The 13,248-nt window shown below is 60.5% G+C and carries 11 protein-coding genes; 3 read left to right on the forward strand and 8 right to left on the reverse strand.

Translation table 11 applies throughout. The annotated features are described in order from the left end of the window. Positions 1-117 precede the first annotated feature (117 nt). From RGR602_RS01160 to RGR602_RS01170, 3 genes are all read left to right on the forward strand, one after another. Positions 118-1,503: a leucyl aminopeptidase family protein gene (locus tag RGR602_RS01160; RefSeq protein ID WP_039843578.1), complete on the forward strand. Its 1,386-nt coding sequence runs from the start codon at positions 118-120 to the stop codon at positions 1,501-1,503. Between the two features lie 115 nt (positions 1,504-1,618). Next, complete coding sequence (locus RGR602_RS01165) at positions 1,619-1,969, forward strand: MarR family winged helix-turn-helix transcriptional regulator (RefSeq protein ID WP_028739383.1); 351 nt, start codon at positions 1,619-1,621, stop codon at positions 1,967-1,969. Between the two features lie 11 nt (positions 1,970-1,980). Beyond that, positions 1,981-2,835 (forward strand): C40 family peptidase, encoded by an 855-nt coding sequence (locus tag RGR602_RS01170; RefSeq protein WP_039846573.1) that lies wholly within the window; start codon positions 1,981-1,983, stop codon positions 2,833-2,835. Here RGR602_RS01170 and RGR602_RS01175 read toward each other — a convergent pair whose 3' ends face one another. The 8 genes from RGR602_RS01175 to purU all read right to left on the reverse strand — a co-directional run bounded on the left by RGR602_RS01175 (position 2,836) and on the right by purU (position 13,215). Further along, on the reverse strand, positions 2,836-3,687 hold the full coding sequence (locus tag RGR602_RS01175; protein WP_039843579.1) for an ABC transporter permease: 852 nt from the start codon (positions 3,685-3,687) through the stop codon (positions 2,836-2,838). A gap of 2 nt (positions 3,688-3,689) precedes the next feature. Further along, complete coding sequence (locus RGR602_RS01180; protein ID WP_039846574.1) at positions 3,690-4,637, reverse strand: ABC transporter permease; 948 nt, start codon at positions 4,635-4,637, stop codon at positions 3,690-3,692. A 245-nt stretch (positions 4,638-4,882) separates the two neighbouring features. After that, a complete protein-coding gene (locus RGR602_RS01185; protein WP_039846575.1) occupies positions 4,883-6,415 on the reverse strand; it encodes an ABC transporter substrate-binding protein in 1,533 nt (510 codons plus the stop codon). Between the two features lie 121 nt (positions 6,416-6,536). Continuing rightward, positions 6,537-7,442 (reverse strand): LysR family transcriptional regulator, encoded by a 906-nt coding sequence (locus RGR602_RS01190; protein WP_039843580.1) that lies wholly within the window; start codon positions 7,440-7,442, stop codon positions 6,537-6,539. Between the two features lie 42 nt (positions 7,443-7,484). Further along, positions 7,485-8,471, reverse strand: a complete 987-nt coding sequence (locus tag RGR602_RS01195) for a P1 family peptidase (protein WP_039843581.1) — start codon at positions 8,469-8,471, stop codon at positions 7,485-7,487. 124 nt (positions 8,472-8,595) lie between these two features. Beyond that, on the reverse strand, positions 8,596-8,790 hold the full coding sequence (locus RGR602_RS01200; RefSeq protein ID WP_027510551.1) for a hypothetical protein: 195 nt from the start codon (positions 8,788-8,790) through the stop codon (positions 8,596-8,598). A 520-nt stretch (positions 8,791-9,310) separates the two neighbouring features. Next, positions 9,311-12,238, reverse strand: coding sequence for an aminotransferase (locus RGR602_RS01205; protein ID WP_039846576.1), 2,928 nt, complete (start codon positions 12,236-12,238; stop codon positions 9,311-9,313). A 92-nt stretch (positions 12,239-12,330) separates the two neighbouring features. Next, on the reverse strand, positions 12,331-13,215 hold the full coding sequence (gene purU / locus RGR602_RS01210; protein ID WP_039843582.1) for a formyltetrahydrofolate deformylase: 885 nt from the start codon (positions 13,213-13,215) through the stop codon (positions 12,331-12,333). Positions 13,216-13,248: the final 33 nt, after the last annotated feature.

Raw genomic sequence — 13,248 nt, forward strand, 5'->3', positions numbered from 1 at the left:
CGTTTGACCTCTAAGCGGAACAGGGAAAGGTTTGACGCAATCTTCACTCCAGCAATAGTCTGTTAACCCTAACGGACCGTTAAAAAAACGATTCCCGGACATCGTCGAAGGATAAATATGGCCCCCTATCAGTTCATCGAGAGACCGACGCCTTTCAACACGAAAGGCGGTTCCACATTGCCGATCTTCGCGGTCACGCCGGCGCATATCGAGACCGGCACGATCGATCCGATCGCGCTCGATTGGGCGAAGAAGGCAGGCTACAAGGCGGAAAGCGGCTCGCTGCTGCTGATCCCGACCGCCGCCGGCCATCTCGGCGGCGCGCTTTTCGGCCTCGGCGCCAATCCATCGGAGCAGCCCTATATCACCGGCAAGCTTGCCCGTTCACTGCCCGCCGGCGACTGGCATATCGAAACCGCACCGCTGACGGCAAACCGCCTGTCGCTCGGTTTCGGTCTCGGTAGCTACCGTTTCGACCGCTATCGTTCCGACAAGCAGGCAGCCGCGACGCTGATGATCCCGCGCGATGCCGATGGCGCGGATATCAAGCGTCAGCTCGCAGGCGTGTTCCTCGCTCGCGATCTCATCAACACACCGACCAATGACATGGGCCCCGAACAGCTCGAAGCTGCCTTCCGCGGCCTGGCCGAGCACTACAAGGCGGAAATGTCGGTCACCATCGGCGATGATCTGCTGAAGGAGAACTTCCCACTGGTCCACACCGTCGGCCGCGCCAGCGTCGACGCGCCACGGCTTCTGGAACTGCGCTGGGGAAAGAAGGGCCACCGCAAGGTTACGCTTGTCGGCAAGGGCGTCTGCTTCGATACCGGCGGTCTCGACATCAAGCCGGCCTCCTCCATGCTGTTGATGAAGAAGGACATGGGCGGTGCGGCGAACGTGATGGGTCTTGCGCTGATGATCATGGACGCGAAGCTTAAGGTCGACCTCCGCGTCATCATTCCCGTCGTCGAAAATTCGATTTCGGCAAATGCGTTCCGCCCGGGAGACATCTACAAGAGCCGCAAGGGCCTGACAGTCCAGATCGACAATACCGATGCGGAAGGCCGCCTGATCCTCGCCGATGCGCTGGCTTATGCCGACGAGGAATCACCGGATCTCCTGATCGACATGGCGACGCTGACGGGGGCTGCCCGCGTTGCGCTCGGCCCCGATCTTCCGCCGTTCTTCACGGATGACGAAAACCTTGCCCAGGATCTGACCGACGCAAGCCTCGAGACGGACGACCCGCTGTGGCGGCTCCCGCTCTATATGGGCTATGACAAGGATATCCGCGCCAAGATCGCCGACATCACGAACGCTCCGGCGGGTGGCATGGCGGGTGCGATCACGGCGGCGCTGTTCCTGAAACGCTTTGTCAGCAACGCGAAGAGCTGGGCGCATTTCGACATCTACGGCTGGGCGCCGACCGAGCGCGCTCATTCGCCAGGCGGCGGCGAGGCGCAGGCGATCCGCGCCCTTTACCACCATATCCGCCGCGGCTGACCGCGATCATTAAAATTTTATTCACCCTGGGAGGCGGCAGATTCTGCCGCCTCTTGCCTGCCAGCCTCCTCTCGCGGAAAATAGAACGCTGGCGTAATGATTTTCCGGAGGAGCCTTGCCGATCGAATTGACTGCCTCGCAGGCCCTGCGGCTTTGGCACGGCGTTACGCTCAACCAGGTTCACCATGACGAACGTGATTTGACGTTGCGTCAGATGGCGATCCTGCTGCATATCTATCTGGTGCCGCCGCCCCATACGGTACGGGGGCTTGCCGCGACACTGAACGTGACGAAACCGGTTATCACCCGGGCGCTGGATACCATGGGCGAAATGGGCCTTGTCGATCGGGCACGCGACGAAAGCGACCGGCGCAACGTGATCATCAAGCGCACCGTCGGCGGCGCGCTCTATCTCGAGAAGCTGGGCGACCTGGTGCGTGACCAGGGGCGCCGCCTGCCGATCTAAGTGGAATGGAGATGACGATGCTCGACCGCCGCCTGCATGCCTATCGGCCGGATCTTGCCGAAGCGCGTCTTGAAGGCAAGGTCGAAGCCTTGCGCTTTGTTTCCGGTATCCCGGCGCAGATCGCCGTCGCCGTTGCACCGCTTCGCCCGCAACCGGATATGTCAGTCGGCATCGATACGGAACTGCTCCTCGGGGAGGATGTAACGGTCTTTGACCGCGCTGGCGGCTGGTGCTGGGTAAAGGCCCGTTCGGACGGGTATGTCGGCTATATGCCGGAGGAAATGCTGTCCGACGCCCAGACGGAGCCGACACACATCGTCACCGTACAGCGCACCTTCCTCTATCCGCAACCGGAATTGCGAAAGCCCTATAAATCCGTGCTTTCCATGGGCAGCCGCGTCAGGGTCGCGGGTGAGGCAGAGGTGCGCGGAAATCACTACGTCGTTCTGGAGGATGGCACGGCAATTTTTGCAAGGCATGTCCAGCCCATCGCCGCCGGCAAGGATGACGATTATGTCGAGATCGCGTCGCGCTTCATGAATGCACCCTACTTGTGGGGCGGCCGTTCAGGCCTTGGCATCGATTGTTCCGGTCTCGTTCAACTGGCCATGCTGATGACCGGCAAAAGCGCGCCGCGCGACACGGACATGCAGGCAGCAAGCCTCGGCGAGAGGATCGATCGCTCCGGGCTTCGCCGCGGCGACCTCGTCTTCTGGAAGGGACATGTCGCAATCATGGAGGACCCCGAAACGATCCTTCACGCCAATGGCTACACGATGACTGTCGCCCGCGAGAATTTCGAGGCCGCTGTCAAACGTATAGGCCAGCTCTACCAACAGCCGACCGGCTATCGCCGTCCGGTCTGATCAAAATCGCCGCGGGTCGAAGAAATCGCGCAGTCCATCGCCCAGCAGGTTGAAGCCGAGAACGGCAAGGCCGATCGTAAGCCCGGGCAGGATGGCAAGCCATGGCGCCAGCCCAAGATAGGTTTGGGAATCGGCGAGCATCCGGCCCCAGGTCGGCGCCGGCGGCGCCACGCCGAGGCCGAGGAAACTTAGACCGGCCTCGGTGAGGATCGCCAGCCCAAGCTGGATCGCGGCATGGACGATGATCTGGTTCATGATGTTCGGCAACACATGGCGCACCGAGATCGTCAAGCGGCTGTTGCCGATCGCGCGCGCCGCCAGCACGTAGTCGCGGCTCCAGGCCTGGAGGGCAGCAGCAAGTGTGACCCGCGCGAAGACCGGGATCATGAAGACGGCGATCGCTGTGATCGCCGTGAACCTGCCCGATCCGAGAAAAGCGCCGAGGATCATCGCCGAGAGGATCGGCGGCAGCGCGAAGATGACGTCGCACACGCGCATCAGCAGTGTTTCGAAAATGCCGCGGGTGGCTGCGGCCGAAATGCCGGCAGCCGAGCCGATCGTGCCGCCGATGACCACCGCGGTGATGGCGATCGACAGCGAATTCCAGCATCCGGCCATCAGCATCGAAAGAACGTCGCGGCCGAATTGATCGGTGCCGAGCACGCCGAAGGCGAAGGGCGGCTGCAGTTTGTAAATGATCTGCATCTTTGCAGGGGGCAGCGGCGTCCAGACGAGTGAAAGAAGTGCAACCGCAACAAGCAATCCGACGATGGATGATCCGGCGAGCAGCTTTATTTGCCGGCTAATTATAAATGGCCGCCGTTTGATGGGACTGCCGGAAGCGATCGCCATTGTCACACGTCCTTTCGCAGTCGCGGGTCGATCGCGAGATAGGACATATCGACCAGGAAATTCATGATGACGACGAGCGCGGCAAAGAACAGCACGACGTCCTGCATGGCGATGATGTCGCGTTGCGACAATGCCTGAAAGGCAAGCCGTCCAAGACCTGGAAGGTTGAAGACGTTTTCGACCAGAATCGCGCCGGCCACCAGGAACGTAAACTGCAGTCCAAGGGTGGTCAGGATCGGCACCAGCGCATTCGGCACGGCGTGCCGCCATAAGACTGCGCGGGCCGACAGTCCCTTCGCGAGCGCCGTGCGCGTGAAGTCCTCGTGCAGCGTTTCCAGTACCGCTGTGCGGGTGACGCGCGTCAGCACGCCTGCTTGCGGAAGCGCTAAGGCTGTGGCGGGCATAACCAGCGCCTGCAGTGCGGGCCAAAGCCCGCTACCCCAGCCGGGAAAGCCACCTGCCGGCATGAGCCCAAGTGTTGTCGAAAACAGGATGATCAGCAGCAGTGCCACCCAGAAAGCCGGAACGGCAATGCTTACCTGTGAAAAGAGCGTCGCTATGATATCGGCGATGCCGTCGCGCCGTGCTGCCGCGAAGGTACCGAGCGGCACGGCGATGACGACGGAAAGGAGGATCGCGAACAGCGCCAGCGGCAGCGTCACCGCCAGCCGCTCGATGATCAGTCCCGCAACCGGCACGCCATAGGTATAAGACTGCCCGAGATCACCGGATAACACCCCGGCTACCCATTGGCCGTAGCGAAGGAGCAGAGGCTGATCGAGCCCGAGTTCATGGCGAAGTGCTGCCAGCGTCTCCGGCGTCGCCGAGGTTCCGAGCATGATCGAAGCAGGATCGCCCGGCAGAAGGTCCATGACAGCAAAAATCAGGAAAGAGACGGCGGCAAGCGTCAGGATCAGTCCGGCAAAGCGGCGGCCAAGAAGCGCGATCATAGGCGCTGCTTGCTTGCGGCCGACGCATTCGTCGTTCTCCTCATTCCCATCCTCGGTCTTGCTTCGGGGATCAGCACAGGAATCCAGCCGCGGCGCGTCGGCGTCGCGAATGACTGGATCGAAGGAGTCTTTTGCGCCCAAGGAATTCGGCGTTCTAGATCCCTGTGACAAGCACAGAAATGAGGGAGAAGAGAATCGCGCGTCACCTATTCACGCCTTCTGCATATCCGGCACAAAACCCAGCCTCACTCCTTCCACGCCACATTCGTCAGAACGTTCGAAGGAATCGGCTCGTTTTCCCACAAGCCCTTCAGATTCTTGTCCCATACGCCGAGCTTGGGCATGACGAATAGATATAGCGCCGGCACATCCTCGGCGAGGATTTTCTGCGCCTCTTCGTTGATCTTGATCTGCAAGGCGGGATCGGTCGTCTCCTGCACCTTCTTCACCAGGTCATTGAAGACCGGGTTCTTGTAGTTGAAGTAGTAGGGATCGCGGGAATAGATGTCGATATCCATCGGCTCGGCATGGGCCACGATGGTCATTTCGTAGGCGCGGTCCTTCATTACATCCTGAACCCATTTTGCCGGAAATTCGGTGGGTTCAATGTTCATGGTCACGCCGATCTCGGCAAACATTGCCTGCATGACCTGGGCGCTGCGTGGCGCATAGGCCATCTGCGGCGATTTGATCGTGAAGGTGAAACCATTCGGATAACCGGCTTCCGCAAGGAGCGCCTTGGCCTTTTCGGGATTATAGGGCAACACGCCGGTCATGTCCTGATAACCCGGATCGTTCGGTGTATAATGGCTACCGATCGCCGTGCCGAGGCCCGACCAGGCGCCGTCGATCACCGTCTGGCGGTCGATCGCCATCATCAGGGCCTGGCGCACTCGCTTGTCGTCGAAAGGCTTCCTGGAATTGTTCATGCCCGCAACGACTTTGAGCTCGGTATTGCCGATCTTCGTCACGAGCCGCGGATCATCTTTAAACGAGCTCATCAGCTCGGGTGCTGCAAATTCCGGAATGGCGTCCACGTCGCCTGCCTTCAGTGCGGCAGCCTGTGCCTGCGGGTCGGCTATGAAGCGGAAGGTCACCTTGTCGAGCTTCACGGATACTTGGCTGTTCCAATAGGCTTCGTTTTTTGCGAGTTCGACCTTGTCGCCCTTCGCCCAGTTTACGAATTTGAACGGACCGGTGCCAACCGGGTGCGTCTTGTCGCTCGCAGCGGACTTCGGACCAACCATGACCGATGCCGGCCAACCGAGCCAGTAAAGCAGGCTTCCCGTCGACTGCGAAAGGTGCAGCACCAGCGTTTCGGGATCGGGCGTATCGATGGAGGCAATCGAGGCGAAGAAGCGCTTCTGCGGATTGACCGAATCTTTGCCGCGGGCACGCTCCAACGCGAACTTGGCCGTCGTGGAATTGAAGGTTTCGCCGTCGTGGAACTTGACGCCGGTCTGCAGCTTGAACGTATAGGTCAGCCCGTCCGGGGAAACGTCCCAGCTCTTGGCAAGCTGCGGTCGGACCTTGCCGCTCTCATCGATAGACACCAGCCCTTCAAAGACATTCTGCCAGGTCACCTGACCGATCGCGACCGGGGCGGCGATTGTCGGGTCGAGCCCCGTCGGCTCGACGCTCATGCCGAGGTTCAGCACCGCCTTGCCCGCTTGAGCCGGCATGGCGACGCTAGCCATGATCACGACGGAAAGGGCAGCGCTGAGGGAGAGGCGTTGGGCAAGGCGTGTGAATGGTGCCGGAAACAGGCTGGTGATCATAATCCTGCGAATCCCGAAAAAGCGGTTTGAAATTGATGCGAACATTTTGTGTTCACAGTGTATCGAAAAAAGCTACACACTAAAAACAGAGAAAATGCAAGCTGTCTCCTTGCGACCGGCCTCAGCGGCTCTTCAGTTTCGTCCGCATGAAATTCTCGATGAACCCGATGAGCTTGCTGGCCGCGAAGGAGAGCTGCCGGTCCGGTGCAATCGAGAGCTCGGCATGGGTGCGGATGGAGGTTTCGCTGGAAAGAGGGATTGCAGCAAGCTGGCCCGCCTCGATCTCGCGGCGTACAGCAAGTGCCGGCAGTAGCGTCACTGCGCTGTCGCTGAGCACGAGTTCCTTAAGCATTTCCAGCGAACTTACCGTGAAAACCGGGTCGATCGTCAGCCCCTGCCGCTCGATAAGTGCATCGAAACTCTGGCGGAAACCAAATGACTTCTCGGGCAGGGCGAGCGTATCGCGCGCAAGTTCGCGAAGGGTGATTTCCTTGCGGCCCGCCGCTGCATGACGCGCCGAAACGATCACGTCGTAAGCGATTTCAAAGCGCGTCACCACTTTTGCCTCCGACATCGGCGGCGCAAAAAGCGTCAGCGCCATGTCGGCCTGTGCTGCGTTCACCGCTTCGATGGCCTGCCGCGCGCTGGTGATCATCACTTCGAAACGGATATTGGGGTAGCTGTTGCTGAATTGCGAAAGCGCGGGTGCGAGCAGGCTGGTGACGATCGCTCCATTGGCGTAGATGGTCACCTTACCGCGCGCGATCCCCTTGAGATCTTCGATCAGCTGTTGCACGTGCTCGAGTTCGCGAAGTGTCCGCCCGGCGCGCGCGGCAAGCAGCTCACCTGCGGCCGTCAGCGTCACGCCGCGCGTGCTGCGTTCGACGAGCGCAGCGCCGAAATGCTCTTCGAGATTCTCGATCTGGCGGCTGACGGCAGTCGGCGCAACGCCCAGGTTCTCGGCAGCCTGGCGCATGGATTTGGTCCTAACCAACTCGTCGAAATACATCAGGGCCCGGATCTGCATTTTTTCTCTCCGCCGCTTGTCCTTCTTACTCTGTCCGGGCAATCAACGCCCGTCCGGGTAGAGCTCCCTCCAGGCCGGCTGCGCACCCTCGTAAGGCAGCGTCGTCGCTTCGTAAACACCGCGGGCGATGGCGCGGGCCATGACCATCCCCGCAAGATGGCAAAGCTCCATCAGTTCGCCCATGTCGGCCACCGCTCGTGCACCGGTCGAGGCAGCAAAGACCGTATCGCCGTCGAGCGGCAGGTGCGCCGGAAGCAATGCCCTTGCCAGCCCGTCATGGGCGCCCAGCGAAAGCCGGTGAGCCTCGGCTTTCGTGAGCGCCGCATCGGTCACGACTACACCGATCGTGGTTGCAGGCGCCATCATGCCCTTCAGCCGCAAGCGATGATCCATCATCTCCGGCATTCCGAGCCCGCCGAATTCGTTGTCTCGTTCGAAGGGTGCCGCCCAGAAATGCGGCCCGTCGCCGATCGTTGGCGAACCGAGCGCATTGACTGCGACGATTGCCGCCACCCGATGCCCAGCGCTGCTGGCCGTGCTTGCCGAGCCGAGCCCGCCCTTGAATGTCGCTGTCGTCGCACCCGTTCCAGCCCCGACCGTTCCAAGCGGAAATTCGCCTTTCTTCGCTGCCTTGAAGGCGGCATAGCCCATCTCCCGGTACGGCGAATGCAGGCCCCAATCCTTGTCGCCGCCGTTTAAGAGATCGAAGAGGATCGCCTCGGGTACGATCGGCACGCGCACCGTGCCCACCTGGAAACCGCGGCCGGCTTCCCTCAGGCCGGCCTGAACGCCGCCTGCCGCATCCAGCCCAAAGGCTGAGCCGCCGGAAAGAACGAAGGCATCAACCTTCTCGACCGTCATCGACGGATCGAGCAAGGCGGTGTCGCGGCCCGCGGGCGCGCCGCCGAGAATGGCGGCCGAAGCCGTCGCCGGCTCGTCGAAGACAATCGCCGTGACGCCGGAACCGAGCTTCAGGTCCGTTGCGTGGCCAATCGAAACGCCTTCGATATCGGTAATGAGATTGAGCAAATGCGCCGTCCTTGTTGACGTCGGATAGGATCGCAACCAGCATGAAAAAACAAGACCGGCCCCTTCTTTTGGGGCCGGTCATAAACCTTGGAAAGCGATGAAGTGCGGAAACCTAAGCCTGTTTTCAGGCATGGATTGGCTTTGGATGGCGCCGGGTCATCAGGTCGTGGATCGCAAGCTTCACCTCATCCGGCGAACTGAAACGCTGCTCGTCAAGGTCGTGCACGTGAAACTTCACGGCGATGAATTTCAGCCGGTCTTCATCCGGAATGACGATCCCCACGGGGACGCCTGCATATTCGATAACTTGCTTTTTCATGCGTAGAACTCCTGCCGCGCGGATTGCGAGGCGATGACGAATTGACTTGTCTGATACCGTTGAAAGGGGACGAAGGTCACATTCGACAGTTCGGGCGGGAGAGGGCGCCCGGACGGTCATTGCCGAGCACAATTCGCCCAAGGAGGGTGGCGAGAATACCGATATCAATCATGTCTCGTTCCTTGTGTTGGCGTTGCACTCTTGAGGTCTCGAAAGGCTCAAGACCCGGCGACGACTATCTTTTATAATCTACCTGGTTTGTAGAGAATAGAGGATAGCCTGTCAGAAACATATTCCGAAACGTGTCAAAATCTCGACGATCCGAAAAAAATAATTCCACCACAAACATACTTGCTGAAAGAACGTTATCAGATCTTTGTGCAAATTGCGTGACGGCCGGAAGCCTCGTTTCGATCACCGGGACCAGACATAGGAAGCCGTTTTGATTCCGGCAATGGGGCTTTTGATTAAAAAACCGAAAGCCTCGAAATGACCGCACCGGTTAATGGCGGCGGCGAGGTCACCAGCCCTCGGATAGGACCTTCTCCAGCATGTCCGCGAAGAAGTCGGCGCTCTCGGTGGTCAAGCAAAGCGGCGGTTTGATCTTCAACACATTCAGGTGATCGCCGGTTGGCTGCATGATCACGCCGAGTTCGAGAAGGCGATTGCAGATGGCCGCCGTCTCTTGCGTCGCCGGTTCCAGCGTCGTTCTGTCGCGTACGAATTCAAGGCCGAGATAAAGTCCCATGCCGTGGACGGCGCCCGCAATCGGGTGCTTGTCGATCAGCGCGGCCAGTCGGCTTTTAAGATGATCCCCGACGTCGCGTGCATTGTCCTGGAGCTTTTCGTCCACCATGACGTCGAGCACCGTCATGCCGGCAACGCAACTGACCGGGCTGCCGCCGGACGAGGAAAAGAAATAGCCTTCCTTCTCCAGCGACCCGGCGATGGCCTGCGTCGTGATCACCGCGCCGAGCGGGTGGCCGTTGCCCATGCCCTTGGCGATGGTGATGATATCCGGCACCACGCCCTGCTGTTGGAAGCCCCAGAAGTGATGTCCAAGCCTGCCATAGCCGACCTGCACCTCATCGGCTATGCAGACTCCTCCACGGGCACGCACTTGAGCATAGGCTTCTGATAAATATCCCTCCGGCAGGGAAATGCCGCCGGCGTTCCCATAGACCGATTCGGCAATGAAGCCCGCAAGCCCTTGCCCGCCGGCATCGATCGACTGCAGCACGGGCGCCATCGCGGTGAGATAGTCTCCGGCCGAATCCGGCCCACGAAATTCGCCGCGATAGGTGTTGGGTGAAGCGACGGCATGCACCCAATCCGGCCGGGTCGCCAGGGCCTGAGGGTTGTCGGCAATTGAGGTGGAGACGGCGTCGCTTGCCACCGACCAGCCATGATAGGCTTCCCGCAGGCAAAGCATGTTGCGGGCACCCGTATGCGCCCCGGCGAGCCGGATCGCCAGGTCATTTGCCTCCGATCCGCTGTTGACAAGGAAGACGCGGTCCAGTCCGTCGGGCGCCAGAGCTGCCAATCGCTCGCAGAACTCACTGAGCGCCGCATAGTGAAAGCGCGAATTGGTGTTGAGCCTCAGCCATTGTTCGCCGATCGCTTCTGCCAGGCGCGGATGCCCGTGGCCGAGAATCGTGACATTGTTGACCATGTCGAGATAGGCGCGCCCCTCGACATCGAACATGTGTTCCTTCCAGCCGCGCTCGATCTGCGGCGGCACCTCGTAGTAGTTCTTCTGCGGTTTTGCGAGATGCGCCTGGCGCCTGGAGAACAGTTCTTCCGTCTCCGGCTCGGGCGCACTGGCGCTCAGTCCAAGCAGGCCCGCAGGCGAGGGGCAAAGCACGGACCAGGCGGCTGCCTCCTGCGGCGCGGCAAAGAGGGGCGGTTCGAGCGCCGGAACCGTGCAGAACTGGATACGCAAGCCGCCGAGCGAAGAGGCTTCGCCCGAGACCGTCCCGATGATCTGCCCCTGTTCCACCTCGGTGCCATCCTCAACAGACAGGTCCAGGCCATCAAGATGTAGATTGATACCGTCGCCGATCAGGACGAGATGGTGGTTCTTGCAATCGATGCGCCCGGTAAATGGTGCAGCGACGCTGTTGCCGCCGGGGAGGCAGATGTCGGTATGCAACGCGTAGGTCGATGGCTGCCTGGCGCTTCGAAGAACGGCGCGCGAAAGCCGGTATTCGCCGTAGCGGGTCGCGGCGATGCCCGCCTCATTCGCCGCGCGTGCCAAAAGCCGCCAGTCCATCTCCGCATTCAGCCAGTTTCCGGCCGCAAAATGCGGGCTCTGAACGCCGAGGTCGAGATAGGCGATGTTTGCAAGGTCGATCTCCGGCAGAAGCGCGTGCCAGCTAGACATATCGACGGGCGTCATGTCGGCGCCGACTGCGTCAAGAATTGCCGCCTCCATCAATTCGAAGGAAACGGACATGGCCGTGTCGAAGATTTGCCGTTCAAGCTTCAGATTGTCGCGGACGTAGTCGTTTTCCGGGTCGATGGAAATCTGCTGTTCGCTACTCGCGACGAGAATGACGGCACGCGCGACAATCAGCGGCCAGAGCGCCTTCAGTTCCTCGTCCGTCAGCGGATAGATCTCGTGATAGGCCTTGACGGCGGGCAGGATGTAGAAGGGATCGCCATCGGCCTGATGCAGCAGCGAGGCGCAGGTAACGGCAAGATCGCCGACGAGCCAGCCGCGAATGATATCGCCGAAATCGATGACACCGTCGGGCATCGGCCGCCCTTGCTCATCAATCCGGCAGACGACGTTGTCGCCTGTTACATCATGATGCACGGCCTGGACGCGAAGCGATGGCGCGAGCGGCTGGATGCGGCGTACGGCAAGCACCATGCTCTTGGCGATCCGGTCGCGCGCAGCGCTATCGGTGATGGCCGAAAGCAGCTGAACGGCAACAGGCCCCGCGCGGCGCAGGTCCCATTGCAGGCTGCGGTCGAGGCCCGAATGATTGAAGTCGGCGAGCGCCTGTGCCAGCCGGGCGCAGAGTGCGCCAAGGGCGGCGACGGAAGCCTTCGGCAGGTATTTGCGATGCGTCAGTCCTTCGCCTTCGAGATATTCGAGCACACGCACCTTGAAGGTCTGTTCGCGAACCGTGACGGCAATGATATCCTGGCCGTCCGTCGAGCTCATGACCCGCGGGACACGCGGCGTACCCTCCTTGCTGGTCAGATACCGGATTGCCGCATTCTGCGCCTCGAGCTCCAGCGTATCGTAAGCCATGTGGCAGATCTTCAGCACATAGCTGCCATCACCAGTATTGATCCGGTAATTGCGGTCCTGCTGGCTGCCGAGTTCGGTGATCGTGCCGTGGAGGCCATAGCGGGATTGCAGGATGCTTTCCGCTTCGGCCGGCGTTACGTCCGGGCGCGGCAAGTCCAAACGATCGGCACGCGCATCATCGGTCATGGCATCCCCCAGCATGATTCGATTTTACACATTAAGCAGATAATCGAATGCATGTCATGGGCAAGCGCTTACGACTACCCTTTCGGGTTGTTTCAACCCATACGTTCGGAGGCGTAGCTTCCTGGGCTGGCCGGGAAGACGATGGTGCGGTTGCCGTTCAGGAAGACGCGGCGATGGATATGGGCATGGATGGCGCGCGCCAGCACCTGGCTTTCGACATCGCGGCCGATCGAGACATAGTCCTCGGCACTCTGGGCATGGGTGATGCGCGCCGTATCCTGCTCGATGATCGGGCCTTCGTCGAGATCGGCGGTCACGTAGTGTGCCGTGGCGCCGATCAGCTTTACGCCGCGCTCGTAGGCCTGCTTGTAGGGGTTGGCGCCCTTGAAGGACGGCAGGAAGGAATGGTGGATGTTGATGATCCGGCCGGACATCTTGCGGCACATGGCATCGGAAAGCACCTGCATATAGCGGGCGAGCACGATCAGTTCCGTGCCGGTCTGGTCGACGAGCTCAAGCAGCTGGGCTTCGGCCTGCGGCTTGTTTTCCTTGGTGACCTTGATGTGATGGAAGGGAATGTCGTGGTTGACCACGACCTTCTGATAGTCGAAGTGGTTGGAGACGACGCCGACGATATCGATCGGCAGGGCGCCGATTTTCCAGCGATAGAGTAGGTCGTTCAAACAGTGGCCGAAGCGGGAGACCATCAAGAGCACCTTCATGCGGCTGTCCCCATCGTGGATTTCAGCCTCCATGCCGAATTTCTCGGCGATCGGTTCGAAGCCTTCCTTCAGCGTCGGCAGTGCAACGCCTTCCTCGGAAATGAAGCTGACGCGGGTGAAGAACTTGCCGGTGTCGAGGTCGTCGAACTGCGAGCTGTCGACGATGTTGCAGCCCTGATCGGCGAGATAATTCGCAATCGCCGCTACGATGCCGCGCGTCGATTGGCACGATACGGTCAGTACATAATGCGTCATGGCCCTCTTCCCTCTCACGGCAATAGCCGACAG

The organism is Rhizobium gallicum bv. gallicum R602sp (assembly GCF_000816845.1).
GTDB lineage: Bacteria > Pseudomonadota > Alphaproteobacteria > Rhizobiales > Rhizobiaceae > Rhizobium > Rhizobium gallicum.